Here is a 26,749-nt window from a genome sequence, read left to right on the forward strand (position 1 = left end):
GTGCCCGAAGGCGACTCCGTGTTCAGGGCCGCGACGCGGGTGCACGGCGCTCTGGCCGGGACAACTCTGGACCAGGCCGAGCTTCGGATGCCGAGATTCGCCGCGGTTGACCTGAGCAGCAGGACTGTAACGGAAGCCCGGTCCAGGGGGAAGCACCTCTTCGTCGTCGTGGGGCCCGACGAACGTGGCCGCGACCCCGTTACCCTCCACATCCACCTCAAGATGGAAGGCCGCATTCATGTGTTGCGTGCGGGCGACCGGTGGCGGTTTCCCGCCCACACCGTCCGCTTGATCCTGCGCGCCGGCGACGTCGAGGTCGTGGGCACCGAGCTCGGACTGTTGCGCGCGCTGACCCCTACCGAAGCTGCTCGCGCCGTGGACCATCTCGGGCCCGACCTGCTCGGCTCTGATTGGGACCCTGCGGCGAGCCCGGCTGAGGTAGTGCGACGGATCGAGGAGAGGCCCAGTCGAACTATCGGTGAAGCGGTGCTCGATCAGCGCAATTTGGCCGGGATCGGCACCGTCTACCGCGCTGAGCTGTGTTTCCTGCGGGGGATTGACCCGCGGGACCCAGTTGAGGTTGTCCCGGATCTGCGTGGCGCGGTCACGCTTGCACGCAGGATGCTGGTGGCGAACGCCGACCTCACTGTGCGTGTGACCACCGGGGACACCCGGCGCGGGCGTGAGTTGTGGGTGTACGGCCGCGACGGCAAACCGTGCCGCAGATGTGGCACCGAGGTGGAGACCTTTCGCCTCGGGGGTCTCGCGGATCCCGATGAACCGAGCGATTCACTGGATCGCATCGCGTACAGATGCCCGTCCTGCCAGCCGCGCCGTGCCACACTGGGCACATCGCCAACGGAGGAGAATTCGTGACCGACCGCAAGACGATCCTGATCACCGGCGCCAGCTCTGGTCTTGGCGAGGGAATGGCCCGCCGCTGGGCTGCTAAGGGCAAGAATCTCGCGTTGTGCGCGCGGCGTCTGGACCGTCTTTCGGAGCTGCGCGCCGAGCTGCTGGCTGCGAATCCCTCGATCACGGTGAGCGTCCGCGAGCTGGATGTGACGGATGGCGAGGCGGTGGAGCGGGTGTTCAGCGAGCTCTATGCCGAGCTCGGAGGTATCGACAGGTTTGTGCTCAATGCTGGTTTGGGCAAGGGAGCCTCGATCGGTACGGGTAAGGCACACGCGAACCGGGAGACCGCGATGGTCAACGCTATCGGGACGCTCAACCAGGCCGAAGCCGCAATGAAGTTGTTGTTCACGCGCGGCGAGGGGCATTTGGTGTTTATCTCGTCGGTGAGTGCCCTTCGGGGTATGCCGAAGGCGCAGAACACCTACGGTGCATCCAAGGCGTTCGTGTCGGCTCTCGCGCAGGGACTGTACGCGGAGCTCGACAGCGCGGGAAGCCGAATCAAGGTGACAGACATTCTGCCGGGCTATATCCGCACGGACATCAACCGCTCGGTCAAAACCCCACTGATGACTGAGTTCGACCAGGGTGTCGACGCGCTGGTGAAGACAATCGATGCTGAGCCCACGCACGCGCTCGTCCCATCGAAACCGTGGAAGGCGATTGGCCCTCTGCTGACGCTCCTCCCGGAGAAGATAAGCCGCCGCTTCGTCTGATTCGGACAGCGTCTCCCGAGTGACGTGCAGCCCATGGTCCGATCTCCGCGCCCGGCGCACCAGTGCCCTCGTTCAGGTGTGGAACCGCCTGTTCTGACGTGGGCATGCTCACGTTGTCCGCGCGGACCGAGGGGACCAGCACCCAGGTGTAGTAGAAGTATCCTTAAGCGCTTGTGTGGACATGACGCTCTGAGTCGACAGGGGAACCATGGACGCTCTGGACTTTGCCCGGTGGCAGTTCGGGATCACGACCGTCTATCACTTCATCTTTGTTCCGCTCACCCTCGGCCTGGCGCCACTCGTAGCGATCATGCAGACGATGTGGGTGGCGACAGGTAAAGACCACTGGCTTCGGCTAACCAGGTTCTTCGGCAAGCTGTTCCTCATCAACTTCGCGATCGGTGTGGCCACCGGCATCGTGCAGGAGTTCCAGTTCGGGATGAACTGGAGTGAGTACTCCCGCTTCGTCGGCGACGTATTCGGCGCCCCGCTCGCGCTGGAAGGGCTGGTCGCCTTCTTCCTCGAATCCACGTTCCTCGGCCTGTGGATCTTCGGGTGGACCAAGCTGCCGAGGCTCGTGCATCTCGCCTGCATCTGGTTGGTCGCGATCGCCGTGAACGCCTCCGGCTTCTTCATCGTCGCGGCGAACTCGTTCATGCAGCATCCGGTCGGTGCCTTCTACGACGCCGAGTCGGGACGTGCACGGCTGGACGACATCGGTGCCCTTTTCACCAACAGCACGCTGATGTGGGGCTTTCCGCACGTGATCGCGGGTGGACTCCTCACCGCCGCGACGTTCGTGACCGGGATCGGCGGTTGGTGGATGGTCCGCAACATGCGGCGGGCCGCCGACCTCAGGGCGTCCCTTCCGGCGATCGGCTCGGAGCTGGACGAGGGCTCGACGTCCCCGGACGGCTCGGTGCTAGAGGACGCGTCAGCGCTCGAGGACGAGGCCCGCTCCGTGTTCCGGCCGGCCACCCGACTGGGCCTGCTCGCCATGGTCATCGCGGGGTTGGCCCTGGTCTACACCGGTGACGGCCAGGCCAAGCTCATGTTCGACCAACAGCCGATGAAGATGGCCTCGGCGGAGTCGCTCTGTCACACCGAGACCGACCCGAACTTCTCCATCCTCACCATCGGCACACACAACAACTGCGATGGCATCCAACGCCTCATCGAGGTGCCGTACGTGCTGCCGTTCCTTGCCGAAGGGCGTATAGACGGCGTGACGTTGCAGGGAGTCGAGGAACTCCAGGAGCAGTACCAAGAGCAATTCGGGCCAGGGAACTACGCCCCCAACCTGTTCGTCACCTACTGGTCTTTCCGCGCGATGATCGGCTTCGCGGCCGGGTCCGCGGCACTCGCGCTGGCCGGTCTGTGGCTCACCCGGAAGGGGCGGGTGCCCGACCAGAAGTGGTTCGGCTGGTTGGCGCTCATCGCGATCCCGACCCCGTTCCTCGCCAACAGTGCCGGCTGGATCTTCACCGAGATGGGGCGCCAGCCCTGGGTGGTACACCCCAATCCCACCGGGGTGGACCTGATTCGGCTCACGGTGGACCAGGGCGTGTCCAACCACCCGATCGCGACGGTGGTGACGTCCCTGGTCAGCTTCACCCTGCTCTATGCGGCGCTGGCCGTGGTGTGGTTCTGGTTGATGCGCACACACGCGATGGCCGGCCCGCTGCCCGGCGACTCGCAGGTCGCGGGTCTGGATGGGGCCGACGACGAACAGCCCGACTCGCTCAACTTCGCTTACTAGGAGATCAGGCATGGGACTTCAGGAAGTCTGGTTCATCCTTGTCGCGGTGCTGTTCACCGGCTACTTCGTCCTCGAGGGGTTCGACTTCGGCGTGGGCATGCACCTGCCGATCCTCGGTCGGGGCGAGCATGCGTCGGAACGCCGGACCGCGGTGATGAAGACGATCGGGCCGGTCTGGGACGGGAACGAGGTGTGGCTCATCACCGCTGGCGGTGCCCTCTTCGCCGCCTTCCCGGACTGGTACGCCACGCTGTTCTCCGGTTTCTACTTTCCGCTGCTGCTGATCCTGCTGGGCCTGATCGTGAGGGTCTGCGCGATCGAGTGGCGCGGCAAGGTCGACGATCCGGTATGGCGTCGGTGGTGCGACAGGGGGATCATCCTCGGTTCGTGGCTCCCGGCCGTGCTGTGGGGAGTCGCGTTCGCCAACATCGTGCGCGGCGTGCCGATCGACGCAGACAAGCAGTACGTCGGCGGATTCTTCTCTCTGCTCAATCCCTATGCGCTGCTCGGCGGCGCAACCACGGCGATCGTCTTCGCCCTGCACGGCGCAGTGTTCCTCGCGCTCAAGACCGACGGACCGCTGCGCACCGACGCGGTGGCCCTGGCCCGGCGACTGTCGATCCCCGCGCTCGTCGTGGCGGGAGCGTTCGGACTGTGGACCCAGCTCGCGTACGGAACCGGCTGGACGTGGATCGTCCTGGCCGTCGCAGCCGTGGCGCTGCTGGTCGTGGTGGCTACGACATTCGTCGGCAGCGAGGGCTGGGCGTTCCTGTTCAGCACCGTGGCGATCGCCGCGACCGTGGTGATGCTCTTCGGTTCCCTGTTCCCGGACGTCATGCCGTCGACGCTCGACCCCGCGTGGTCGCTCACCATCGAGAACGCCTCGTCCGGGCCATACACGCTGAAGATCATGACCTGGGCAGCGGCCTTCCTGACTCCGGTCGTGATGCTCTACCAGGGATGGACGTACTGGGTGTTCCGCAAACGTATCTCCGTCGAGGGTGAGCGCGAGCCAGTGGCGGTATGACAGCGCAGGACTCCACGGACGCCATCGAGGTGGCTGACCGCACGGACGCCATCCGGAGTCGGCGCGCTCCGCTCGATCCACGGCTGTGGCGGTACTCCCGGGCCGCGCCAGGCTACCTGGTCTGGACCGTGGCCACCCAGGTGCTCGACGTCGTCATGGTGGTCGTCATCGCCACAAGTATCGGACGAATCCTGGCCGGCGCGATCACCACAGACGTCCACTCGGTGCGTGACTGGAGCGTCGAGTTGGCGGTACTGGCCGCGGCGATCATCGTTCGCGTGGCAGTGAGCTGGATACACTCCCGCTACGCGCACCGGACCGCGACCCGGGTCGTCGCCGACCTCGAGCAGGAGGTCCTCGACGCCGCGACCAACTTCTCGCCCCGTGAGCTGTATCCGCGGCTCCCCGAGATCGTCACGGTCCTCACCCGCGGACTAGACGGGCTCCGTGACTACCTGACCGGCTACGTGCCGGCCCTGTTCTCGGCGGGGGTGCTGACACCGGTGGTGGTCGTCGTCATCGCCGTGCACGATATGGCCTCGGCGCTCATCGTGGTCGTGACGCTGCCGTTGATCCCGGTCTTCATGATCCTCATCGGATTCCTGACCCAGGGGAAGGCCGAACGCACACTCGCGGCCACGAGCACCCTTTCCGCTCAGATGCTCGACCTGCTGGCCGGACTCCCCACACTGCGGGCTCTGGGCCGGGAGAAGGGTCCGTCCGGGCGGATCCGCGAACTGGGGGACGCGCACCGACGCTCGTCCATGTCCGCGCTGCGTGTGGCGTTCCTGTCCGGCACAGTGCTGGAATTTCTGGCCACGCTTTCCGTGGCGTTGGTGGCGGTGGGCATCGGCATGCGCCTGGTTTACGGTGCGATGCCGCTGGAGGCCGGTGTCATCGCGCTGATCCTCGCGCCGGAGGCCTACCGTCCGCTGCGCGAAGTCGGCACGAGGTTTCACGCCGCCGAGGACGGGCTTACCGCGGCCAACCGAGCGTTCGCGGTGCTTGAGACGACCGGACGGGCTCCGGCCAGAGAGGTGCGATCCGGCGACGGGGTCTGCTCCCGGGGGCCGTACACGACCGACACTGTCGGGTCGGGGTTGGGCACGTCGGATTCGGGGACTCCGGCGCCGGAGATCGTCTTTTGCGGCGTCGGTGTGTCTGGTCGGGACGGGTGGGCCCCGCACCGACTCGATGCGCGGTGTCGGCCGGGGCGTATCACCGCGCTCACCGGTGAGAACGGCGCGGGAAAGACGACGGCGATGTCGGCGTTGCTCGGTCTCGTTCCGTTGGACGCGGGCACCATCACGGTGGCAGGTGCTCCGGTGACCAGCGACGACGCATGGTGGCGGAGCGTGGCCTGGCTGCCGCAGCGCCCGGTCTTGCTGCCCGGCACCCTGGGCGAGAATCTGGGCTTGGTTGGCGTCGACACGCGGACCCCGGGCCTGGACGCGGTGTGTGAGGCGACCGGATTCGACGAGGTGCTCGCGGACTGCCCAGACGGCTGGGACACAGTGGTAGGAGTGGACGGCACCGGCCTGTCACTTGGGCAGCGACAGCGGTTGGCGCTCACCCGCACCCTCGCGTCGGCCCGACCGGTACTGCTGCTCGACGAGCCGACCGCGCACCTCGACCCGCGATCCGAAGCGCGGGTGCTCGAGACCGTGGTCGGACTCGCCAGAGCCGGGCGCACGGTGATACTCATCGCTCACCGGCCCAGCGTGCTCGCCGTGGCCGACGAGATCGTCACCGTCCGATCAGTCGACGCCGGGGGAGCGGGGTGCGCGCGGGTATGAGAGATCTCCGTCGGGCGATGGCCCTTCTCGAACTCGATCCACGTCGAGTGATGGTGGCGGTGATGGCCGGCACCGCAACTCTGGGCAGTGCGCTGTTGTTGGCCGGACTTTCCGCGTGGCTCATCATCCGGGCCTGGCAGATGCCTCCGGTTCTGGACCTGACCGTCGCGGTGGTGGCGGTCCGGGCGCTCGGCATTTCCCGAGGACTGTTCCGGTACCTGGAACGCCTGACCACACACGACACCGCGTTGCGCGGTATGACCGCGGCCCGGACGCAGCTGTATCGACGACTCGCGGCGGGTGACCCCGCAGCCACGGCCGGGCTGAAGCGGGGAGACCTCCTCACGCGCACCGGCGCTGACATCGACGCTCTGGGCGATGTGGTCGTGCGCGCTGTGGTGCCGATGGCGGTGGCACTGGTGCTCTCGCTGGCCGCGGTGGTCACGGTGGGGATCATCGCGCCTGTCGCCGGGGTAGTGCTCGCACTCTCATTATTGGTGGCCGGGGTCGTGGCGCCCTGGCTCGCGGCCCGTGCCGCGACCGACGCGGAAATAGAGGGTGACGGCGCCCGGGCCCGATTCAACGAGCAGGCGATAACCGCCCTCGATCACGCAGCCGAGCTGCGGGTGGCAGGCGAGCTCTCGGCGTTGACTTCTCGCGCCCGGTCGGCGAACCTCGTGGCGGTGCGGGCGACCGACCGCGCCGCCGTCCCGTCAGCGTGGGCCGACGCAGCAGCACCTCTGGCTGTCGGTGTGAGTGTAATCGGGGCACTGGTGGTCGGGCTGACCCTCTACGCATCCGGGACGGACGGCATCGCCCCTACCATGCTCGGTGTCCTCGTGCTTCTCCCGCTGTCGGCGTTCGAGGCGACCGCACCGCTGCCCACCGCAGCACTCGCTCTCCTGCGGGCGCGGTTCGCAGCGGGTCGGATCACCGATCTGCTCGACCGTGCCGACGAACCGGTCACGTTCGGAACGGCGCCGGCTGACGGCCCGGGACGCCTGCGGGTGGTAGGCCTGCAGGCCGGCTGGCCGGGGCGCCCCGCCTCCCCGCCGATCGACATGGACTTGCAGCCCGGCGCCAGGGTGGCCGTGGTCGGCGGGAGCGGCAGCGGGAAGACCACCCTGTTGATGACCCTGGCGGGTCTGCTCCCGGCCCGCGGGGGCTCGGTTTCTCTTGACGGGGTCCCACTGGATCACCTCGATCCCGACGCACTTCGCCGCAGCGTGGGGTTCTTCGCCGAGGACGCACACCTCTTCGACACCTCGATTCTGGAGAACCTCCGGGTGGCACGTGGTGACGTCGACGAGCGCGAGGCGCGGTCCGTCCTCGAGATGGTCGGACTAGGTGAATGGGTGGCCGGGCTTCCCGACGACCTCGATACGGTCATGTCTGCTGCGGCGCACACGGTCTCCGGCGGACAGCGGCGCCGCTTGCTATTGGCCAGAGCGCTGCTGTCGCCGGCGAGGGTCCTGCTTCTGGATGAGCCGACCGAGCACCTCGACGACGCCGACGCCGGGACTCTGCAGCGCGGACTGCTCAGCCGGGACTCGGGACTGGTAGACGCCGACCGCACGGTCGTGGTGGTGACCCATCATCTGCCGAACGGGGTCGCTGCGGACGCAGTGGTAACGGTGGCTGCACGCGGGATCGATGAGGACGCTGTGTTGGAGCACGTGGAATGCCGATCTGACGATCCGACCTGAGCTGGTCCGGAAGTGCGTCCGGGGCGGGTGCGTTGGCGGCACCGCTGACGTGGGGCCCGCTCAGCGTCGGCCGCGGGCCTCGCGGTAGATCTCGACCAGGGAATCGGTGGAGGAATCGAAGGTCGGATCGGGGTGGGCTTCGGCGGTGAGTGCGGTCAGCAACTCGCCGGCCTGGGCCTTGCCCAGTTCGACGCCCCACTGGTCGAACGCGTTGATGCCCAGGATCGCGGCCTGCGTGAACACGATGTGCTCGTATAGAGCGATGAGCTGGCCGAGTGCGCCGGGGGAGAGGGACGGCGCCAGGATCGTGGTGGACGGCCTGTTACCGGGCATGACCTTGTGTGCCGCGAGAGTCGGATCGACGCCGTCGGCGATGACCTCCTCCTCGGTTTTCCCGAACGCCAGAACTTTCGACTGTGCGAACAGGTTGGCGATGAGCAGGTCATGCATGGACACCGCGTCCGTCTCGACGGACAGGGTCGCGACCAGGTCTGCGCCCGGCCGGGCGACGCCGATGAAGTCGACGGGCACCAGTTGCGTGCCCTGGTGGAGCAACTGGAAGAACGCGTGCTGCCCATTGGTGCCGGGCTCGCCCCAGTAGACCTCGCCGGTGGGGTAGGTGACATCGGAGCCGTCGTGCCGTACCGATTTGCCGAGCGACTCCATGGTCAACTGCTGCAGGTAAGCGGGGAACCGGCGGAGATCCTGGGAGTACGGGATGACAGCCTTGGATTGCGAGCCGAGGAAACTCGTGTACCAGAGCCCCAGCAGTGCCATGAGGACCGGCGCGTTGTGTTGCGGCGCCTCGGTGGCGAAGTGCTGATCCATCGTGTGGAAGCCCTCGAGCATCTCGATGAACGCCGGTGGTCCGGCTGTGATCATCACCGACAGTCCGATCGCCGAGGACACTGAGTAGCGACCGCCGACCCAATCCCAGAACTCGAACATGTTGTCCGTGGCGATGCCGAAGTCGGCGACCTCCTCGGCGGCGGTGGAGACCGCGACGAAGTGCGAAGCGATCGCATCCTCTGATCCCAGTGCATCAACGAAGTGCCGGCGCGCAGCATGGGCGTTGGCCATCGTCTCCTGGGTGGTGAACGTCTTGGAGGCCACCACGACCAATGTTGTGGCCGGGTTGACGTCAGCGAGGGTGGCGGAGAGGTCGGCGGGGTCGACATTGGAGACGTACCGGGCGTGGATGCCGGCCGTTCGGAACTGGCGCAGAGCGCTGTCGACCATCACCGGACCGAGGTCCGATCCGCCGATGCCGATGTTGATCACCGTGTCGATCCGCTCGCCGGTGTGACCTGTCCACTCGCCGGAGCGGATGCGGTCGGAAAAGTCCGCCATGCGTGCCAGTACCGCGTGTACGTCGGCGACCACGTCCTGATCGTCGACGACGAGCTCGGCGTCGGCGGGGAGGCGAAGCGCGGTATGGAGCACCGGCCTGTTCTCGGTCGTATTGATGTGGTCGCCCCGGAACATGGCAGCCCGCTGTGCAGGCAGGTGGGCAGCGTCTGCGAGTTCTATGAGCGCGGAGAGAATCTCGTCGTTGACCAGATGTTTCGACAGATCCACGTGGAGGTCGCCGGCGGTGACCGACATCCGGCGGCCGCGCTCGGGGTCCGCGGCGAAGAGTTCTCGCAGGGTCGTCTCACCGATCGAGGGGACCAGGTCCTCCACAGCTGCCCACTGCTTCGTCGTACTGATGTCCGTCATGACTGCGAGGTTATCCGGGAATTACGGGTGGCCGCCGCCTGTTCCAGCGATGTGACCCCCACGGTTCATCCCCGTTCCCCTATCGCCGAACAGGTCGAGCGGCTCATCGACGCTGGCGTGCCCGAGCTCGCCGGAATCACCGTCGAAGAGCTGCGGGCCCACGCCCGCGCGCTCCCCGATAGTCCGGGCGAGGACCGCGCGATCGTGGCAGTCCACCCGTCACTCCTGTCGGCCGAGCGACTAGCCACCCTGATGCGCCGCGGGGGCAAGGCGGGCTTCGTCGTCGTCGACATGACAGACCTGGCCGGGTTCACCCCCACCGACGACGTCCGCGTCCCGGACGCCCCGCTGTATCTGGTGGAGGACGTGACAAGAGACGACGACATGCTGGGCTGGACCCCATCCGCCGCACACGCCGAGTTGTCCGGCCGGGGCCGCACCCCGCTGACCGTCTCCGAGGGGATCAGCTGGCTTCTGCAGGAGCCGGGGATGCTCGAACCCGGGAAGTGCTTTATGTGTATCGGCTCGCGCAAACCCAAGAAGGGCGGCGGACTGGACTCGCGCACGCCGGCGCTGTGGATCAGCGGCGGGACCGGCCGCGACGGCACAGAGAACAGAGGCGCACCCAAGGTGGGCTGGTGTTGGGCGAACAATCACCACACCTGGCTGGGCTTCGCTTCGGCCGCCGGCAGGGCCGGGCCGGGCAGCTGATCCCCGGGCGCGCCTAGTGCCCCAGTCGACCCCGACCGAGACGCAGGAGCATTCCCGCGAGGGTCTGCCCCTCCTCGCCGAGTGAAGAGAAGCGCTCGTAGACCTTGAGCTCGCGGGTGTGCACCAGTTTCGTGCCGCCGGACTTCATACGCGTGCGGCCGATGCGCCGTGAAATCTCGCTGCGGCGGACGATGGCGTCGAGGATCTCGGCGTCCAGGCGGTCGATCTCCAGGCGTAGTTCCTGGATCTCGGCCTCGGACAGCGGATCATCGGTGCCAGCAGGGTCGGTGCTCATGGACGAATTGTCCCACTGTGGTCCGACGACGGCGAAAAACCGTCTAGTGTTTCCGCCCGTGGAAGACTTCAACACGTTTCTGGCCGACATCGGATCGGTGATCTGGGGACCGTTCGTCCTCGTCCCTCTGCTGCTGGGCACCGGCCTGTTCCTTACGATCCGGTTGCGGATGCTGCAGTTCCGCAAACTGGTTCCTGCCCTCCGGTTGGGTCTTGTCAAACGTAAGGACGCCGGCGGTGAGGGCGACATCTCGCAGTATCAGGCGCTCACCACCGCCCTCGCCGCGACGGTTGGTGTGGGCAACATCGTCGGCGTAGCGACCGCAATCGCGCTGGGCGGACCGGGCGCCCTGTTCTGGATGTGGATCACCGCTCTACTCGGCATGGCATCCAAGTACTCCGAGGCGTTTCTCGGGGTCCGGTACCGCGTCACCGACGCTCGGGGGGAGCAGTCGGGCGGCCCGCAGTACTACCTGCACCGAGGGTTCGCGGAGATCTTCGGCCGCACGGGCGGCAGTATCGGGTTGGTGCTGTCGATCGTGTTCGCTGTCTTCGCCGTCTTGGCGAGCTTCGGCATCGGCAACATGACGCAGGCCAATGCGGTCGCGACCCAGCTGGAGAACTCGTTCGGCGTTTCCCATGTGGCCACCGGCATCGTGATGTTCGTTCTCGCCGGAGCAGTGCTGCTCGGCGGCATCAAATCCATCGGCAGGGTCACCGCCGGTTTCGTGCCGCTGATGATCGTCCTGTACATCCTCGGCGGCCTGACAGTGCTGGTCGTAAACGCCGAGCAGATCCCGGCAGCTTTCGGCCAGATCTTCTCCGACGCCTTCACGGGAACGTCCGCTGTCGGCGGCTTTGCGGGGTCGGCGATCCTCTACGCGATCCAGATGGGTGTCGCGCGGGGCATCTTCTCGAACGAGTCCGGGATGGGGTCCGCTGCGATCGCGGCGGCCGCAGCCAAGACCACCCACCCCACCCGGCAGGGCCTTGTCTCGATGACCCAGACCTTCATCGACACCATCATCGTCGTCACCTTCACCGGTCTCGTATTGGTGACCTCGGGGGTGTGGCAGGAGGGTAGCGAGAGCGCCGGAACCATGACCGCTGACGCGTTCGCGCAGGCGATCCCGGAAGGCGACAAGCTCGTGGCGGTGTCGATCGCCTTCTTCGCGTTCTCCACCATCCTCGGGTGGTCGTACTACGGCGAGCGGTGCATGGAGCGTCTGGTGGGCGCGCGTGGTGTGATCCCGTACCGCATGGTCTTTACCTGCGTGGTGTTCGTGGGCGCCGTCACCGAGCTCGAGGTGGTGTGGAACTTCGCCGACGTGATGAACGGCCTGATGGCGATTCCGAACCTCATCGGCCTCCTGGTCCTCTCCGGCCTCATCGTGCGGGAGACCCGTCACTACCTGGACAACGACCCCAAGCTCACCGCCGATGCGGCGCAGGTGGAGGAGTTCATGGGGGCCGGCCGCCGCTGAGGCAGGGTGTCCGACCCGATGGGTAGATTGGTCCCACGATGACCCACACCGCTCCCGCTCCCGTCAGCCGCACCTCGCCCAATTCACCACTCCTGGACGGGCTTAACCCACAACAGGCCGCCGCGGTCACCCACCGCGGCGGCCCGTTGTTGATCGTGGCCGGCGCCGGATCGGGCAAGACGAGCGTCCTCACCCGACGGATCGCCTACCTGCTGGCAGAGGGAGGTGCGCATCCGGGCCAAATTCTCGCCATCACCTTCACCAACAAGGCCGCCGCGGAGATGCGTGAGCGCGTTGCCTCGCTGGTGGGACCGCACGCGGAGCGCATGTGGGTGGCCACATTCCACTCGATCTGTGTGCGGATCCTGCGGGCTCAGTCAGCGCTGCTGGGCACCCGCAACTCCAACTTCACGATCTACGACTCGGACGATTCCCGTCGTCTGCTGGGCATGATCGCCAAAGAGCAGCAGCTCGAGGTCAAGAAGTTCACGCCGCGGATGCTGGCCACCGCCATCTCCAATCACAAGAACGAGCTGCGCGAACCGTCCGAGGCGATGGACCGCGCCCTTGAGGACTCCGACCGTACCGGGCAGACCGTCGCCTCCGTATTCACCGAGTACCAGGCTCGGTTGCAGGCTGCCAATGCCTTCGACTTCGACGATCTGATCGGTGAGACGGTGGGACTGTTGCGCGCCCACCCCCAGGTCGCGGCGTACTACCGGCGTCGGTTCCGGCACGTGATGGTGGACGAGTACCAGGACACCAACCACGCCCAGTACGTGCTGGTGCGCACCCTCGTCGGAGGCGTGGCGGGAGAAGGGGACGACGACGAGGTGGGCGTCCCCCCGGCCGAATTGTGTGTGGTGGGTGATGCGGACCAGTCCATCTACGCGTTCCGCGGGGCCACCATCAGGAACATCGAGGACTTCGAGCACGACTACCCGGATGCGCGGTCGATCCTGCTAGAGCAGAACTACCGCTCCACCCAGACCATCCTGTCCGCGGCCAACGCGGTGATCTCCCGTAACTCCGGGCGACGTGAGAAGAACCTGTGGACAGCCGAGGGCACCGGCGACCTCCTGGTGGGCTACGTGGCCGACAACGAGCATGACGAAGCGAGATTCATCGCCGGTGAGATCGATCGGCTGGTGGATTCCGGCGATGCCTCCTACTCCGACGTGGCCGTGTTCTATCGGACCAACAACTCGTCACGTGTGGTGGAGGATGTGTTCGTTCGGCTGGGCCTGCCGTACAAGGTCGTGGGCGGCACGCGGTTCTATGAACGCAAGGAGGTTCGCGACATCGTGGCCTACCTCAAAGTGCTCTCCAACCCCGACGACGCCGTGGCCATTCGTCGCATCCTCAACACGCCCCGTCGCGGAATTGGCGACCGAGCCGAGGCCTGCGTTGTGGTCCACGCCGAGCAACGGGGGATCGGGTTCGCAGAGGCGCTTCGCGACGCTGCCGAGGGGAAGGTGTCGCTGCTGCCCACGAGGTCGGTCAAGGCGATCGCCGGTTTCGTGGCACTGCTCGACGAATTGCGCGCGCGGCTCAACGGCAGCGAGCACGCAGGCGGTGAGGATTCTGCACCGGACGTCGGGTCGCTGGTGGAGGCGGTTCTGGACCGCACCGGCTATCGTGCCGAGCTCGAGGCGTCCAACGACCCTCAGGATGCCGCGCGTCTGGACAATCTCAACGAGCTGGTGGGCGTGGGACGGGAGTTCTCGTCCGAGGCCGCGTTGCAACTCTCCGCGCGGGAGCAGGGCTTCGGCCCAGAGGCAGACGTCGACAGCGACGTGAACGCAGAGCTCGACGAGGGGCTGGCCGAGCCCGGGTCACTGGCGGCTTTCCTTGAGCGAGTCTCGCTGGTGGCCGATGCGGACCAGATCCCCGATGAGGAACAGGGGCAGGTCACGCTCATGACCCTGCACACGGCTAAAGGGCTTGAGTTCCCCGTGGTATTCCTCATCGGCATGGAGGACGGGCTGTTCCCGCACATGCGCGCGTTGGGCGACCCTGCGGAACTGTCCGAGGAGCGCCGTCTGGCATACGTGGGCATCACGCGCGCACGCCGGCGTCTCTACCTGTCACGAGCGATGATGCGCTCATCGTGGGGTCAGCCCATGACCAATCCGGGCTCGCGGTTCCTCGAGGAGATCCCGTCGGAAGCTATCGAGTGGCAGCGGGAAGAGCCTGCGGGTGGAGGATTCGACGACGACTTCGCCCCACGTCGACGATTCGGTGGCGGGTCCGGTGGCGGCTCGGCGGTCGGCTACGGCTCCGGCCGCCATGGTTCTGGTGGATACAGCTCCGGCGCTAGTGGACGCTCGTCCGGTATCCCCCGGGCCAGAAGTTCCGCCCCGACTCTTGAATTGGCCCCGGGAGACCGTGTCACGCACGACAAGTACGGTCTCGGCAAGGTGCTCTCGTGTGACGGCACTGGTCCGCGCGCCACAGCAACGATCGACTTCGGCGCGTCCGGCAAGGTCCGGTTGATGCTCATCGGCGGCGTGCCGATGCAGAAGCTGTAGCCAGACGGACGAGTGCGGAATTGACGTGGGGCCCCGGAAAATTATCCGGGGCCCCACTTTCTGGTGCGTGTTTACAGCGCGTGCGCTCAGCCGCCGAGGGAGCCCAGCGGCATGTCGGAGCTGCCGGAGCTGCCGGCGCCCGCAAGCTGGATACCCTTCTGGGCGAACCACAGCAGGGGGTCGATCTTCTGGCCGTTGACCTCGACCTCGAAGTGGAGATGCGTGCCGGTAGAGAAGCCGAGAGAACCCATGCCGGCGATCTTCTGACCAGCCACGACGCGCTCGCCTTCGCTGACGTCGAGGGTCTCCATGTGGCCGTAGGTGGTGATAGTTCCTTCGTCGTCCTTGATGCGGATCCAGTTGCCGAATCCCTGCGCCGGACCGGAGGCCACGACGACGCCATCGGTGGCGGCGACGATCGGTGTTCCGGCGGAGTTGGCGATGTCGATGCCGCTGTGGAAAGAACCCCAGCGCTCGGCGAAGGGTGACGTGAAGGTTCCTATCGCGGGGATGACGACCTTCGGGCGGCGAGCCTGCTCTTCGGTGATCTCCCGCTGCGTGTTGATCTGGGTGCCGGCGTAGAGCATCGCGGACTGGATGTTCTCGCTGCCCATCTCGGCGGCGGCCGGGACCACAACTGGCTCCGGAGCCGAGGGCGTGCCGGCGGTGCGCGCAGAGGTGGTGGCGGGGACCGCGTCGGCGCGTGCTGGCTTGCCGTTCGCGAGGAGCGCGATGTCGCCGGCCGCGGCCGACTGTGTGCTGGTTGTGTCCATCATGGACCCGGCGGAGGCTGCAGAGACTGCGGCGCCCGTGGCGACGGCCAGGACAGCGGCGCGGCCACGAAGGGCATTCGGGGGAGCGGGCAGCCGGTGGCGACCGCCCCGAAGTGAGCCCGAAGCGGGAATCACTACGGGAGTCGCTGGTGGTACGTGATGCGACTCAGTCACCGTTGTCGTATCCCCTCTGTCGTCGTGCCGTGATCATTTCGTGATGAAGACTGGTCCAAGGTAACGGATTGGCAACGGGGTAGCAAGACTTTCGGAGGGGCAACGGGGTGGGGTGCATCACAACGGTGTGACTCGTGAGGCGAGGTGAGGTTCTCGACACCTCATGGTGGCCATGTGGTGTCACGGAAGACTCATTTGGCGCATCAGGTTGTGATCCATCGCACATCGGCACCCCCGAGGTGCGACGCGGGACACAGGCCCCGCCTAGGATGAGGTTTGACTCGGCTTTCAACAGGGCCGGGCGAATCTACCCACGTCAAGATGGTGAGCTGATGGATCTCTTTGAATACCAGGCAAAGGCTCTTTTCGCGAAGCATGACGTGCCCACCACCCCGGGGCGCGTCGCGGACACCGCGGAGGAAGCCGAGAAGGTTGCGGCCGAGATCGGCAAGCCTGTCGTCGTCAAGGCGCAGGTCAAGGTCGGAGGCCGTGGCAAGGCCGGCGGCGTGAAGCTGGCAGAGGATGCCAAGGAGGCCCGTGCCCGGGCCGAGGACATTCTGGGCCTGGACATCAAGGGCCACATCGTGAAGAAGCTCCTGGTGGCCGAGGCCAGCGATATCGCGGAGGAGTACTACATCTCCTTCCTCGTCGATCGGGCGAACCGCAACTACCTGGCCATGTGCTCGGTTGAGGGCGGCGTCGAGATCGAGCAGGTCGCCGAGGAGTCCCCGGACCGCCTCGCCCGGATCAACATCGACCCCACGGTCGGCGTCGACGTGGCCAAGGCGCGCGAGATCGCGGCTGCTGGTCATCTCCCGGAGGAGGTGCTGGACGCCGCCGCGGTGACCATCGCGAAGCTGTACGAGGTCTTCATCAAGGAGGACGCCTCGCTGGTCGAGGTGAACCCGCTCGTTCGTACGCCGAACGACGAGATCCTCGCACTCGACGGCAAGGTCACGCTGGACGAGAACGCTGAGTTCCGTCACAAGGAGAGCTTCGCCGACTTCGCCGATGCGGGCACCACGGACCCGCTCGAGCAGAAGGCCGCCGAGAACGACCTCAACTACGTCAAGCTCGACGGCGAGGTCGGAATCATCGGTAACGGTGCAGGTTTGGTCATGTCGACCCTCGACGTCGTCGCGTACGCCGGCGAGAACCACGGCGGCGTCAAGCCCGCCAACTTCCTCGACATCGGCGGCGGTGCCTCGGCGGAGGTCATGGCTGCAGGCCTTGATGTGATCCTCGGCGACGAGCAGGTCAAGAGCGTGTTCGTCAACGTCTTCGGCGGCATCACCGCCTGTGACGCGGTCGCGAACGGCATCGTCAAGGCCCTGGAGATCCTGGGCGACGAGGCCAACAAGCCCCTCGTGGTCCGTCTCGACGGCAACAATGTCGAGGAGGGTCGAAAGATCCTCGCAGACGCGAACCACCCGCTCGTGACCCAGGCCGACAACATGGACTCAGGCGCCGAGAAGGCCGCCGAGCTCGCCGCCAAGTAGGAAGAGAAGGAACAAAACAGATATGTCGATCTTCCTCAACAAGGACAGCAAGGTCATCGTCCAGGGCATTACCGGCGGCGAGGGCACCAAGCACACCGCCCGCATGCTCGCGGCCGGCACCCAGGTCGTCGGCGGTGTCAACGCCCGCAAGGCCGGCACCACCGTCGCCCACAAGGACGCCGACGGTAAAGACATCGAGCTCCCCGTGTTCGGTTCGGTCAAGGAGGCCATGGAGGCCACCGGCGCCGACGTGACGATCCTCTTCGTCCCGCCGCCGTTCACCAAGGACGCGATGATCGAGGCTGTGGACGCCGAGATCCCGCTCGCAGTAGTCATCACCGAGGGTGCTCCGGTCCTAGACACCGCGACCGCGTGGAACTACAACCTCGCCAAGGGCAACAAGACCCGGATCATCGGCCCCAACTGCCCGGGCATCATCACGCCGGGCGAGTCGCTGGTCGGCATCACGCCGGCAAACATCGCGGGCAAGGGCCCGGTCGGCCTCGTGTCGAAGTCGGGCACCCTGACGTACCAGATGATGTACGAGCTGGCCGACTACGGTTTCTCGACCGCCATCGGTATCGGCGGCGACCCGATCATCGGCACCACGCACATCGATTGCATCGAGGCCTTCGAAAACGACCCGGAGACCAAGGTAATCGTGATGATCGGTGAGATCGGTGGCGACGCCGAGGAGCGTGCCGCCGACTACATCAAGGCCAACGTGACCAAGCCGGTCGTCGGCTACGTCGCGGGCTTCACGGCTCCCGAGGGCAAGACGATGGGCCACGCCGGTGCCATCGTCTCCGGCTCGTCGGGCACCGCGGCAGCCAAGAAGGAGGCCCTCGAGGCCGCAGGCGTCAAGGTCGGCAAGACGCCGTCCGAGGCCGCCAATCTCGCCAAGGAGATCCTCGACGCCATGTGAGCCCCTGTTGGCTCTAGAGTGTCGCGCCCCCTGCCGCATCTGCGGCAGGGGGCGTCTCTGCGTTGTGGGCGGAAGCCCGGCGCCTCCTGTGCGGCCGCCATCCGGTCGCATCGGCGTGCCGAGGCAGCCTCCGGGCAGGCGGGTATCTACGGTGGTCAGAGTGAGTCCTCAACGCGTTATCCGGCCCGCTGCGAGACGGTCGCCCGCGGGTGCCCGCTCGCTGCTGTGGACAGCGGCGGCCGCCGCGCTGCCGGTCATCGTCACCGTCCTGGTCCTCGCCGCCCTGACACTCGGGCTGTTGGTGTTCAGCGCCCGCGGGTTCGACTCGCTGTTCGCGGTGGTCGCAGTGGAGTGGCTGGTGGTGAACCGCGTTCCACTGTCGGTGGATTCGATCGAACTCGGATTCCTGCCGATGCTGCCGCCGCTGATCTATGCGGCGGTCTTGGCCCGGCAGACGCGAGCGGTGCTCGCGGACGTCGAGCAGCCGGGGGCGCGCGAGGCCGGGGCCGCGGTCGTGGGCGTAACGCTGGCGGGCGTGCTGCTCACCGTGCTGGCGTCCCTGCTCGTGGGCTCGGCGGCCTCGGACTTCGCGGTGCGCGAGGTGTCACTGCCCCGGGCCGTGCTCTGGACCGGCGTGGTGGGAATGGTTGGCGCCGGGTTGGGCGTGTGGCTGTACTTCCGTCGCGGGTTACGTGAGGTTCTGCCGCTGTGGGTACGCGGCGGTATCCACCTCGGCACGGCGTTCGTCGCCGCGACCTGGGCCGCGGCGACGCTGCTGGTCCTGGTCGGGCTGCTGCTGGCCTGGGAGTCGGTGGGTTCGAGCCTGGAGATCGGCAAGGGGTTCGTCGGGACTGCGGCGCTGGCGGCGATCTCGGTGGCTTATCTGCCCAACGTGGTGATGGCGGCGGTTGCGATTCTGGTGGGTGGTGAAGCGCACCTGGGCGAGGCGTCGTACAGCGTGTTCGCGGTGTCCCGGGGGCCGATGCCGGAGGTGCCGCTGGCGGCGGTGCTGCCCACGACCAGCCCGCACTGGATGGTGCAGGGGCTGCTGCTCCTGACGGCTCTGGTGGCTGCGTTCCTAGCCCGGTTCGTGGCGCATTGGTTCCGCACCACCGGCGATGCGGTCAAGGCGACCTGGCTGGCAGCAGCGGTGGTGGCAGTGGTGGTAGCTGTGACCCCGGTGGTGGCCGGCGGGCAGCTGGGCGTCCTGGGCACAGTGGGGACGGGCTCGCTCATTGCGGCGGGGATGGCGCTGTTGATCTTCGGAGTCATCGGGTCGGCGACCATCGTGCTGTCGTTGGCAGGTCTGACACGACGCCGCGAACGGGCGGAGATCGAGCTGGATCGACGGCGCCGTCGTGTGGGGGTCCTGCCGGCCGACGATGGCGCGGTCGAGCACGACGACCCGGCCGATGAGGCCCCGGAGGGCGATGGGGTCCGGGAGGGCGGTGGAGACGACGACGGCGAGAAAGACCAAGACGAAGCCGAAGAAGTCGCCGTCGAAGAAGACGACGAGGGCGACGAGGACGACGACGAGATCGCCCAGCCGGCCGAACCAGACACCGAGGCAGCCACCGAGGCGGACGACGACGCGGAGCCAGACGAAACGCCCGCCGATGACCGAGCCGAGGCCGACCGGGGGCCCGAGGCAGGTCTGCCTGAAGAGGGCATGAAGTCGGACGACTAGACTGCTCCGGGTAGCCCGGGCGTCTCCCGGGCGGGTCGATCGAAGGGGCAGGAGTGCGAGGAAGTGGCCATTACCGACTCCATCCCCGCCGACACCAATTCGGCCGTCACCGATGGATCCTGCTCGGGGCCGGCCCGTGTCGTCCTGCTCGCCTCCGGCGCTGGGACGCTCGCGCAGAGTGTGCTGGATTCGACCGGGAAGGCGGACTGCCCCTACCGCGTGACAGCTCTGGTGACCGACCGCGACTGCGAAGCCGTCACACGCGCGGCAGACGCCGGGCTGGCCACCGCGGCCGTCCGGCCCCGCGATCACGCGGACCGGGAGGCCTGGGATCGAGCCTTGACCGACGTCGTGCGGGGATTCGAACCGGATTGGGTGGTCTCCGCGGGATTCATGCGGATCCTGGGCCAGGCCTTCCTCGATGAATTCGCCGGCCGTGTGATCAACACCCACCCCGCGCTCCTGCCCGCGTTCCCCGGCGCCAATGCCGTACGCGACGCGCTGGATTACGGGGTCACCGTCACCGGCTGCACCGTTCATCTGGTGGACGCCGGCGTTGACACCGGCCCGGTGATCGGCCAGCGCGTGGTTGACGTCCGCGCAGACGACACCGAAGCCACCCTCCACGAACGCATCAAAGTCGTCGAGCGAGAAATGCTCGTCGACGTACTCGCGGCCGCCGCCCGTGGCCGCCTCCACATCGAAGGTCGAAAGGTGCACCGATCGTGACCGACACCTCCCGCAGGCCCGTACGCCGCGCCCTCATCAGCGTCTACGACAAGACCGGACTCGAGGACCTCGCAAAGGGTCTGGCCGACGCCGGGGTCGAGATCGTCTCCACCGGCTCGACCGCCCAGCGCATCGCCGACGCAGGGATCGCTGTGACGCCCGTCGACACGCTGACCGGCTTCCCGGAATGCCTCGAGGGCAGGGTCAAGACCCTGCACCCGCGGGTCCACGCCGGCATCCTGGCAGATACGCGTAAGCCCGAGCATCTCGAGCAGATCGCCGACCTGGGTGTGCAGCCGTTCGAGCTCGTCGTCGTCAATCTCTATCCCTTCACGGACACGGTGGCCTCCGGCGCGGACTTCGACGCCTGCGTGGAGCAGATAGACATCGGCGGGCCGTCGATGGTCCGCGCGGCGGCCAAGAATCACCCGTCCGTCGGCGTGCTGGTCGACCCCGCGGGCTACGGCGAAGCGTTAAAAGCAGTGGCGTCGGGCGGATTCACTCTCGAACAGCGCCGACGTCTGGCTGCGGCCGCGTTCCGCCACACCGGTGCCTACGACGTCGCCGTGGCCACCTGGATGACCGAGCAGACCGCGGACCCCGCCGACGACGGCGCCACGGGGTTCCCGGTGTGGCAGGGGCAGAGCCTCGACCTGGCCGCGACCCTGCGGTACGGGGAGAATCCGCACCAGGGCGCCGCCCTGTACACGGACGCCGCCGCGGCGCCCGGCCTCGCGCAGGCCAGCCAGCTGCACGGCAAGGAAATGAGCTACAACAACTACGTCGACGGCGACGCCGCGTGGCGCTCCGCGTTCGACCACGCGGAGCCATGTGTGGCGATCATCAAGCACGCCAACCCGTGCGGCATCGCGATCGACGCCGACATCGCCGCCGCTCACCGCGCCGCACACGAGTGCGATCCGGTCAGTGCTTTCGGCGGAGTGATTGCGGCCAACCGTGAGGTCACCGTCGACATGGCCGAGCAGGTCGCCGAGATCTTCACCGAGGTGATCATCGCGCCGTCGTACGCGGACGGTGCCGTGGAGATCCTGCAGCGCAAGAAGAACATCCGAATCCTCCAGGCCCAGCCGCCCGCGGCGGACGAGGTCGAGCGCAAGCAGATCTCCGGCGGAGTCCTGGTGCAGCAGCGTGACTCCCTTGACGCCGACGGCGACCTGGTGGCCGGTTGGACCAAGGCGTGCGGCGACGACGCCGATGAGCAGACCCTGCGCGACCTCCTGTTCGCCTGGCGCGCGTGCCGCGCGGTCAAGTCCAACGCGATCCTCCTCGTACACGCCGGCGCCACCGTCGGCGTGGGCATGGGTCAGGTCAACCGCGTCGACTCCGCCCGTCTCGCGGTGCAGCGCGCCGGGGAGCGGGTCACCGGCTCCGTGGCAGCGTCGGACGCGTTCTTCCCGTTCGCTGACGGACTCGAGGTGCTCGCTGAGGCAGGCGTACGCGCCGTGGTCCAGCCCGGCGGGTCGGTCCGCGACGCCGAGGTGGTCGAGGCTGCGGAGAAGGCCGGGATCACCGTGTACTTCACTGGTGCCCGTCACTTCTTCCACTGAGTCGGGCTCCCCAGGTGGACGTAGGTAGTGGCACCGGTGCGCTGACGCCCCGTGCCCAGGCCAAGGCTCAGCGACGCATCGAGATCCTCGTTGCCGCGGCCCGGCTCATGGCCCGGAGAGGGTTTCACGCCGTGCGGCTCGATGACATCGGCGCCGAGGTCGGCATCTCCGGGCCCGGGATGTACCGGTACTTCGCGTCCAAGGAGGACGTGCTGGCCGAGATGCTCCTGGATATCTCCCGACGACTCGTCGACGGCGGACGCGCGGCGGTCAACCGCGGTGGGGGGCCGGCGGAGGTGCTGGACGCGCTGCTGGGGGTTCATGTGGACTTCGTGGCCACCGAGCCCGATCTGATCAGCGTGCAGTTCCGCGACCTCGGCTCACTGCCCGCCGGGCCGCGGCACGAGGTGCGCACGTTGCAGCGGGAATATGCCGAGATGTGGGTGGACGCCTTGGTCCGGCTCCGCCCGGAATTGACCTCCACCGGTGCTCGGGCCCACATCCACGCGGTATTCGGTCTGCTCAACTCGAGCCCGCGGTTGCCCGCGATGGCGGAGGTCGAGCTGCGGCGCGTGCTCACGGCCATGGCGTCGGCAGCCCTGCGATCCTGACGAGGCCCGATCGGCGAGGCGTGAGTACAGTGGGCTCTCGTGGGCAACAGCCTCGACCCCGGTAGCGAGTCCGGATCGCCGTCCCCCGAACGGTTCGAGACGACGCGACGATTACACGCGGTGCGCACTACCCGACGACTTCACGTCGCCCTGTTCCTCATCGGGATCGCCACGTTCGCCCAGCTCTATTCCCCCCAGGGGTTACTCCCGCTGATCTCCGCCGAGCAGGGTGTGACCGCGGACCGGGCTGCGTTGATGATCTCGGCCGCCACGCTGGGCCTGGCGTGCGGGGTGATTCCGTGGTCATACATCGGCGACGCTCTCGGCCGCAGACCCGCGATGCTCGTCGCTGTCGGACTAGCGTGCGTATTCGCCCTGCTCTCGGTGAGCGTGCCGACGTTCCCCGCCATCCTCGCCATGCGATTCGGGGAGGGTCTCATGCTCGGCGGAGTGCCGGCCCTGGCCATCGCCTACCTCAACGAGGAGATCCGCTCCGACCGCGCTGCGGTGGCGGCGGGCATCTACGTCTCCGGGACGACCATCGGCGGTCTCACCGGCCGAATCGTTGCCGCACCCATCGGTGAAGAACTCGGCTGGCGAACCGGGATGCTCGCGGTCACGGCGGTCGCGGTCATCTGCGTTCTCGCGTTCGCGGTCATCGCCCCTCCGGCGCGCAATTTCACTCCTCGGCGCAGCAGATTCAAGGAAGCCATGACGCAGCTGTCGGGAAATCTTCGCTCGCCCGCACTCGTGGTGATCTACCTCCAGGCGTTCCTCACCATGGGCGGGTTCGTTGCCATGTACAACTTCCTGGGATTCCGCCTGGCCGAACCACCGTTTCAGCTCCCACTGTGGTTGACCAGTCTGATATTCCTCGCCTACCTCGCCGGTACTCTGTCGTCTCCCCGGGCCGGGGTTCTGGCCTCGCGCCTGGGTCGAAAGCCTGTGTTGATCGGCGGCAACCTGGTGATGGTCACCGGGGTCGCACTGACGCTTGTGCCGAGCATCTGGGTGATCATCCTCGGGATGGTGGTACTCACCGCGGGTTTCTTCGCCGCCCACGCCGTGGCCGCCGGATGGGCGGGCGCGTCGGCGGTGGCGGGTCGGTCCCAGTCCACCTCGCTGTACAACCTCGGCTACTACGCAGGGTCGTCGGTGTTCGGGTTCCTCGGTGGCACCTTCCTCGCCTTCGCGGGGTGGGCGGGAACGGTGGGGATGGTGCTCGTCCTCACCGCGGTGGCGACGGCGCTGGTGATGGCGGTACTCCCGCGTAACTGATCCGCGGGTCTGCTCGGCCGCCCGGTTGCGTAGGGAAATGAAGGTCAGTCCCAGATCCGGGCGAACGGGTACGCGGCCTCGTACTCCGAGGCGAGTTCGAGCAGGAGGCGGTCCTGTCCTCGTCGGGCGGAGAAGTGCACCCCGATGGGCATCCCGTCGGGGGCATGGCCGGTGGGCAACGACACCGCGGGCGATCCCGCAACGTTCTGGAGCGGGGTGAAGGTGACCCATCTCGAGACCCGTTCGAGGTGCGTGTCGAACGGTAGATCCGCGTCGAGGTAACCCACCTCCGGGGTCTCGTGCGCGACCACCGGGTTGAGAAAGACATCGATGTCGCCGAACTTCGAGTCGAACCGCCGACGGGTCCATTCCAGTCGCAAGAGGCGTCCCGGCAACGAGTGGAGGTTCCTACGGGTCATCCGCGCCAAGCCGACGGTGAAGGGGTCGAGCTTCTCTGCATCGAAGGCGGGATCGAACAGGCTGCGACCGGACGCCGACGTGCTCAGTGCGAGAAGGCCCCAGTAGGCGATGAAGTCATCGCGGAATCGCGCCGGGACCGGGGGCTCGGTGTGCACGACCTCATGGCCCAGGTCTGCCAGCCGCTCTGCCGTCTGCCGCAGGACCGCGAGGGTGGCTGCATCGGTCGCGCCGCCCGCCGGGCTCTGCTCCACCAGGCCGATCCGGAGACGGCTGGACGGGGCGGGTGCGATTGGTCCCAACGGAGGTACGCCGACCGGGCGGTGGCTCGCCTCGAGCGCCGTGAGGTATGCCGCGGTGTCGCGTACGGAACGGGACACCACCGACTGCGACACGATGGGGATGGGCATCCGTCGCGTGAACGCCTCGTCAGGATGCCTGCCGCGGCTCGGTTTGAATCCGACCAGTCCGGTCACGGCCGCGGGGATACGGACCGACCCGCCGCCGTCATTGGCGTTGGCGATCGGCAACGCGCCGGCCGCGACGAGCGCCGCCGAGCCGCCCGATGACCCGCCACTGGTCCGGCCGGTGTTCCACGGATTCCGGGTGACCAGACCTCCCTGCCGTTCGGTCGCGGCGGTCCAGCCGAACGGGGGCATCGCGGTGATGCCCAGTGGAACGAGGCCGGTGGCGCGGAACGCCCGCGCGTACTCGCCGTCGCGCAATGAGGGAGTGTCAGGGAGGGCGGGAGAGCCGAGTCTCATCGGTGCACCCTCGACCTGGATGTTGTCTTTGAAGGCGGACGGCACCCCCGCCAGCGGGGTGGACAAGTGCGAGTCGGCGTAGCGGCGGGCGTCGCAGCGAGCCCTGTCGAAATTCGTGAAGACCAGCGCTCCGAGTGCCGGGTCCAGCCGTTCGCACCGCTCGATGGCGGCGTCGACGAGTTCTGTGGGCGACACGTCTCGACTGCGAACTCTGGCAGCGAGAGCAGTGGCGTCGTCGTGTCCGAGTGCGTCGTCACGGAAGGCATGGACCTTCTCGTTCGCGGTGTACCGGTCGCGTGCGGCGGTGGTGTCAGTCACTCCCACACTGTAGGGCGAAGGTCGGAAAGTTATGGGCGCCTCTTGACAGACTTCTGTCTATCGTGCATTTTAGGTGTACCTAACTAAGGCGAGGGTCACCTAACGTACGAACGGACGGGGCCGATCTGTGGAGGCAAATGATGGCAGCTGGCGCGGTCGTGTCGGATCCGATCACCAGTGGCGCTCGGCGTCTCCTCGACGGCGCCGGCGTCGCGACCGTCGCAGTTCGCGGAACCAAGGACCGGTCGGATGTCCTGGTCTCCGCGGGCCATCGCTGGATCGGTGACGGTTCGATTGTGGTCACCGGGACCCCGGCACCCTGGTCGGGATTGATAGTCGGCCCAGGGGACTCTGTCGAAGTTGTGGTGATGATCGACGAGTTCGCCCCGATCGTCGAGGCCAAGGTTCACGTGGCGAGTCTCTACGGTTTCGGTGTTGCTCGCGCGGCCCGGCAGGGCGATGGCTGGGTAGTGGAGATCGAGATCCGGCTCGGCGAGTTGAACATCCGCCGCTTGGGACACGAGGGCACCGTTCACGCCGACTGCTTAGACGCGGTCCCGTCTGACCCCCTGGCATGCGAAGCGCCCGGCCTCGCGGACGAGATCCGGGCGCGCTTCGGTCACGATCTGGCCTTGCTGGCCGGGTCCGGGGATCCGGCTCGGCCGCCATATGTATTGGGCATCGACCCCGACGGCCTGCATCTGCTGACCGCACTCGGAATCGATGCCGACGTGATCCATCTGCCGTTCGTGAACCGGGCGGAATGCGCGAGCGACGTTGTCCGTGAGATGGACCGGTACGTCGCCGGAGCCAGCTAGCCGGAGCCTGCCGCCTAGCCGCTGACTAGCGGCACCGGACCGATCAGGCCGGGGCGTAAGTGAGACAGTCGGCCGTGTCGGAGCCCGCGCCGATCTTGACCGAGTCGGCCGAGCAGAGCAGGTCCTTGTTGTAGGTGCACTCCACCCGCTGGCAGGCCCCCACGTGTGCGCTCGCGGTGGGCAGGCCCCCGCGGACATCCAGGGAGATGAAGGTGCCGCACTCGGCGTGATCCGGCGTGCCGGCGACCGTGATGGCACCCGCGTTGCAGCTCTGCTCGCTGTTGAAAGAGCATGCGGTGACGGTGCAGGTGCTGATTCCGGTGAGAGTGGCCATGATGAATGCTCCTCGTGTGGCGTGACTGTGGCGTGACTGTGGCGTCGTGGTTACCCAGAGTCAACACAGTTTCGACCTAACTTGCAACCAAGTTAAGGCTGTGCTAAAGCAACCAAGCCTATGCTTCCTGGCCAGTTGGGGCGGAGTCGGGCGAGCAGCCATCACAACCGGGCGGACTTGTGTGATGTCTAAGGACATC

At 67.1% G+C, this 26,749-nt stretch carries 22 protein-coding genes; 17 read left to right on the forward strand and 5 right to left on the reverse strand.

Annotation, left to right across the window (positions count from 1 at the left end; translation table 11 throughout):
• The 6 genes from ON04_RS08775 to cydC all read left to right on the forward strand — a co-directional run bounded on the left by ON04_RS08775 (position 1) and on the right by cydC (position 7,916).
• A complete protein-coding gene (locus ON04_RS08775; RefSeq protein WP_010541233.1) occupies positions 1-876 on the forward strand; it encodes a DNA-formamidopyrimidine glycosylase family protein in 876 nt (291 codons plus the stop codon).
• A complete protein-coding gene (locus ON04_RS08780) occupies positions 873-1,628 on the forward strand; it encodes an SDR family oxidoreductase (RefSeq protein WP_010541234.1) in 756 nt (251 codons plus the stop codon). The genes ON04_RS08775 and ON04_RS08780 overlap by 4 nt, the downstream gene beginning before the upstream one ends.
• Before the next feature lie 208 nt (positions 1,629-1,836).
• On the forward strand, positions 1,837-3,387 hold the full coding sequence (locus ON04_RS08785) for a cytochrome ubiquinol oxidase subunit I (RefSeq protein ID WP_010541235.1): 1,551 nt from the start codon (positions 1,837-1,839) through the stop codon (positions 3,385-3,387).
• 10 nt (positions 3,388-3,397) lie between these two features.
• The gene (cydB, locus tag ON04_RS08790) at positions 3,398-4,414 is read left to right on the forward strand and encodes a cytochrome d ubiquinol oxidase subunit II (RefSeq protein ID WP_010541236.1); all 1,017 of its coding nucleotides are present in this window, start codon (positions 3,398-3,400) and stop codon (positions 4,412-4,414) included.
• The gene (gene cydD, locus ON04_RS08795) at positions 4,411-6,210 is read left to right on the forward strand and encodes a thiol reductant ABC exporter subunit CydD (RefSeq protein ID WP_010541237.1); all 1,800 of its coding nucleotides are present in this window, start codon (positions 4,411-4,413) and stop codon (positions 6,208-6,210) included. The genes cydB and cydD overlap by 4 nt, the downstream gene beginning before the upstream one ends.
• Positions 6,207-7,916, forward strand: a complete 1,710-nt coding sequence (gene cydC, locus ON04_RS08800; protein ID WP_050815304.1) for a thiol reductant ABC exporter subunit CydC — start codon at positions 6,207-6,209, stop codon at positions 7,914-7,916. Before cydD ends, cydC begins: the two co-directional genes overlap by 4 nt.
• 60 nt (positions 7,917-7,976) lie before the next feature.
• Here cydC and pgi read toward each other — a convergent pair whose 3' ends face one another.
• Complete coding sequence (gene pgi / locus ON04_RS08805) at positions 7,977-9,635, reverse strand: glucose-6-phosphate isomerase (protein ID WP_010541239.1); 1,659 nt, start codon at positions 9,633-9,635, stop codon at positions 7,977-7,979.
• A 51-nt stretch (positions 9,636-9,686) separates the two neighbouring features.
• On the opposite strand from pgi, the gene ON04_RS08810 reads away from it, so the two are divergent.
• Positions 9,687-10,346 carry a DUF5701 family protein gene (locus tag ON04_RS08810; RefSeq protein ID WP_050815305.1) on the forward strand — a complete coding sequence of 220 codons (660 nt, stop codon included), beginning with the start codon at positions 9,687-9,689 and terminating at the stop codon, positions 10,344-10,346.
• A gap of 13 nt (positions 10,347-10,359) precedes the next feature.
• On the opposite strand, the gene ON04_RS08815 is transcribed toward ON04_RS08810, so the two are convergent.
• A complete protein-coding gene (locus tag ON04_RS08815) occupies positions 10,360-10,641 on the reverse strand; it encodes a chorismate mutase (protein ID WP_010541241.1) in 282 nt (93 codons plus the stop codon).
• Between the two features lie 58 nt (positions 10,642-10,699).
• Here ON04_RS08815 and ON04_RS08820 point away from each other — a divergent pair, with 58 nt between their 5' ends.
• The gene (locus ON04_RS08820) at positions 10,700-12,124 is read left to right on the forward strand and encodes an alanine/glycine:cation symporter family protein (protein ID WP_033444183.1); all 1,425 of its coding nucleotides are present in this window, start codon (positions 10,700-10,702) and stop codon (positions 12,122-12,124) included.
• Between the two features lie 38 nt (positions 12,125-12,162).
• Positions 12,163-14,655, forward strand: coding sequence for a UvrD-helicase domain-containing protein (locus tag ON04_RS08825; protein WP_010541243.1), 2,493 nt, complete (start codon positions 12,163-12,165; stop codon positions 14,653-14,655).
• Positions 14,656-14,741: 86 nt separating this feature from the next.
• Here the strand turns inward: ON04_RS08825 and ON04_RS08830 are convergent, their stop codons facing one another.
• On the reverse strand, positions 14,742-15,431 hold the full coding sequence (locus ON04_RS08830; RefSeq protein WP_010541244.1) for a M23 family metallopeptidase: 690 nt from the start codon (positions 15,429-15,431) through the stop codon (positions 14,742-14,744).
• A gap of 503 nt (positions 15,432-15,934) precedes the next feature.
• Between ON04_RS08830 and sucC the strand changes: the two genes are divergently transcribed.
• The 7 genes from sucC (at position 15,935) to ON04_RS08865 (ending at position 23,899) form a co-directional block, all read left to right on the forward strand.
• A complete protein-coding gene (sucC, locus tag ON04_RS08835; RefSeq protein ID WP_010541245.1) occupies positions 15,935-17,101 on the forward strand; it encodes an ADP-forming succinate--CoA ligase subunit beta in 1,167 nt (388 codons plus the stop codon).
• A 22-nt stretch (positions 17,102-17,123) separates the two neighbouring features.
• Positions 17,124-18,026, forward strand: a complete 903-nt coding sequence (gene sucD, locus ON04_RS08840) for a succinate--CoA ligase subunit alpha (RefSeq protein ID WP_010541246.1) — start codon at positions 17,124-17,126, stop codon at positions 18,024-18,026.
• A 160-nt stretch (positions 18,027-18,186) separates the two neighbouring features.
• Entirely contained in the window at positions 18,187-19,713 is a 1,527-nt protein-coding gene (locus ON04_RS08845; protein ID WP_010541247.1) for a cell division protein PerM, read from the forward strand.
• Positions 19,714-19,782: 69 nt separating this feature from the next.
• Positions 19,783-20,442 (forward strand): phosphoribosylglycinamide formyltransferase, encoded by a 660-nt coding sequence (gene purN, locus ON04_RS08850; protein WP_238529274.1) that lies wholly within the window; start codon positions 19,783-19,785, stop codon positions 20,440-20,442.
• Entirely contained in the window at positions 20,439-22,010 is a 1,572-nt protein-coding gene (gene purH, locus ON04_RS08855) for a bifunctional phosphoribosylaminoimidazolecarboxamide formyltransferase/IMP cyclohydrolase (protein ID WP_010541249.1), read from the forward strand. Before purN ends, purH begins: the two co-directional genes overlap by 4 nt.
• Before the next feature lie 14 nt (positions 22,011-22,024).
• Entirely contained in the window at positions 22,025-22,621 is a 597-nt protein-coding gene (locus tag ON04_RS08860; RefSeq protein ID WP_010541250.1) for a TetR/AcrR family transcriptional regulator, read from the forward strand.
• 39 nt (positions 22,622-22,660) lie between these two features.
• Positions 22,661-23,899: an MFS transporter gene (locus ON04_RS08865; RefSeq protein WP_010541251.1), complete on the forward strand. Its 1,239-nt coding sequence runs from the start codon at positions 22,661-22,663 to the stop codon at positions 23,897-23,899.
• Between the two features lie 44 nt (positions 23,900-23,943).
• Here ON04_RS08865 and ON04_RS08870 read toward each other — a convergent pair whose 3' ends face one another.
• Complete coding sequence (locus ON04_RS08870; protein WP_010541252.1) at positions 23,944-25,398, reverse strand: amidase; 1,455 nt, start codon at positions 25,396-25,398, stop codon at positions 23,944-23,946.
• A 140-nt stretch (positions 25,399-25,538) separates the two neighbouring features.
• On the opposite strand from ON04_RS08870, the gene ON04_RS08875 reads away from it, so the two are divergent.
• Positions 25,539-26,216: a hypothetical protein gene (locus ON04_RS08875; protein ID WP_141564708.1), complete on the forward strand. Its 678-nt coding sequence runs from the start codon at positions 25,539-25,541 to the stop codon at positions 26,214-26,216.
• Positions 26,217-26,259: 43 nt separating this feature from the next.
• Here ON04_RS08875 and ON04_RS08880 read toward each other — a convergent pair whose 3' ends face one another.
• Positions 26,260-26,550 carry a DUF1540 domain-containing protein gene (locus ON04_RS08880; RefSeq protein ID WP_010541254.1) on the reverse strand — a complete coding sequence of 97 codons (291 nt, stop codon included), beginning with the start codon at positions 26,548-26,550 and terminating at the stop codon, positions 26,260-26,262.
• Positions 26,551-26,749: the final 199 nt, after the last annotated feature.

It is taken from the genome of Dietzia alimentaria 72 (genome assembly GCF_000226215.1).
Lineage (GTDB): Bacteria > Actinomycetota > Actinomycetes > Mycobacteriales > Mycobacteriaceae > Dietzia > Dietzia alimentaria.

Bases quoted from the DNA above. Each gene is read 5' to 3' on its own strand.
- sucC (WP_010541245.1), top strand. From the start codon at position 15,935: ATGGATCTCTTTGAATACCAGGCAAAGGCTCTTTTCGCGAAGCATGAC.
- ON04_RS08830 (WP_010541244.1), bottom strand. From the start codon at position 15,431: ATGATGGACACAACCAGCACACAGTCGGCCGCGGCCGGCGACATCGCG.
- ON04_RS08880 (WP_010541254.1), bottom strand. From the start codon at position 26,550: ATGGCCACTCTCACCGGAATCAGCACCTGCACCGTCACCGCATGCTCT.
- ON04_RS08825 (WP_010541243.1), top strand. From the start codon at position 12,163: ATGACCCACACCGCTCCCGCTCCCGTCAGCCGCACCTCGCCCAATTCA.
- cydC (WP_050815304.1), top strand. From the start codon at position 6,207: ATGAGAGATCTCCGTCGGGCGATGGCCCTTCTCGAACTCGATCCACGT.
- sucD (WP_010541246.1), top strand. From the start codon at position 17,124: ATGTCGATCTTCCTCAACAAGGACAGCAAGGTCATCGTCCAGGGCATT.
- cydB (WP_010541236.1), top strand. From the start codon at position 3,398: ATGGGACTTCAGGAAGTCTGGTTCATCCTTGTCGCGGTGCTGTTCACC.
- ON04_RS08785 (WP_010541235.1), top strand. From the start codon at position 1,837: ATGGACGCTCTGGACTTTGCCCGGTGGCAGTTCGGGATCACGACCGTC.
- ON04_RS08875 (WP_141564708.1), top strand. From the start codon at position 25,539: ATGGCAGCTGGCGCGGTCGTGTCGGATCCGATCACCAGTGGCGCTCGG.
- cydD (WP_010541237.1), top strand. From the start codon at position 4,411: ATGACAGCGCAGGACTCCACGGACGCCATCGAGGTGGCTGACCGCACG.
- pgi (WP_010541239.1), bottom strand. From the start codon at position 9,635: ATGACGGACATCAGTACGACGAAGCAGTGGGCAGCTGTGGAGGACCTG.
- ON04_RS08815 (WP_010541241.1), bottom strand. From the start codon at position 10,641: ATGAGCACCGACCCTGCTGGCACCGATGATCCGCTGTCCGAGGCCGAG.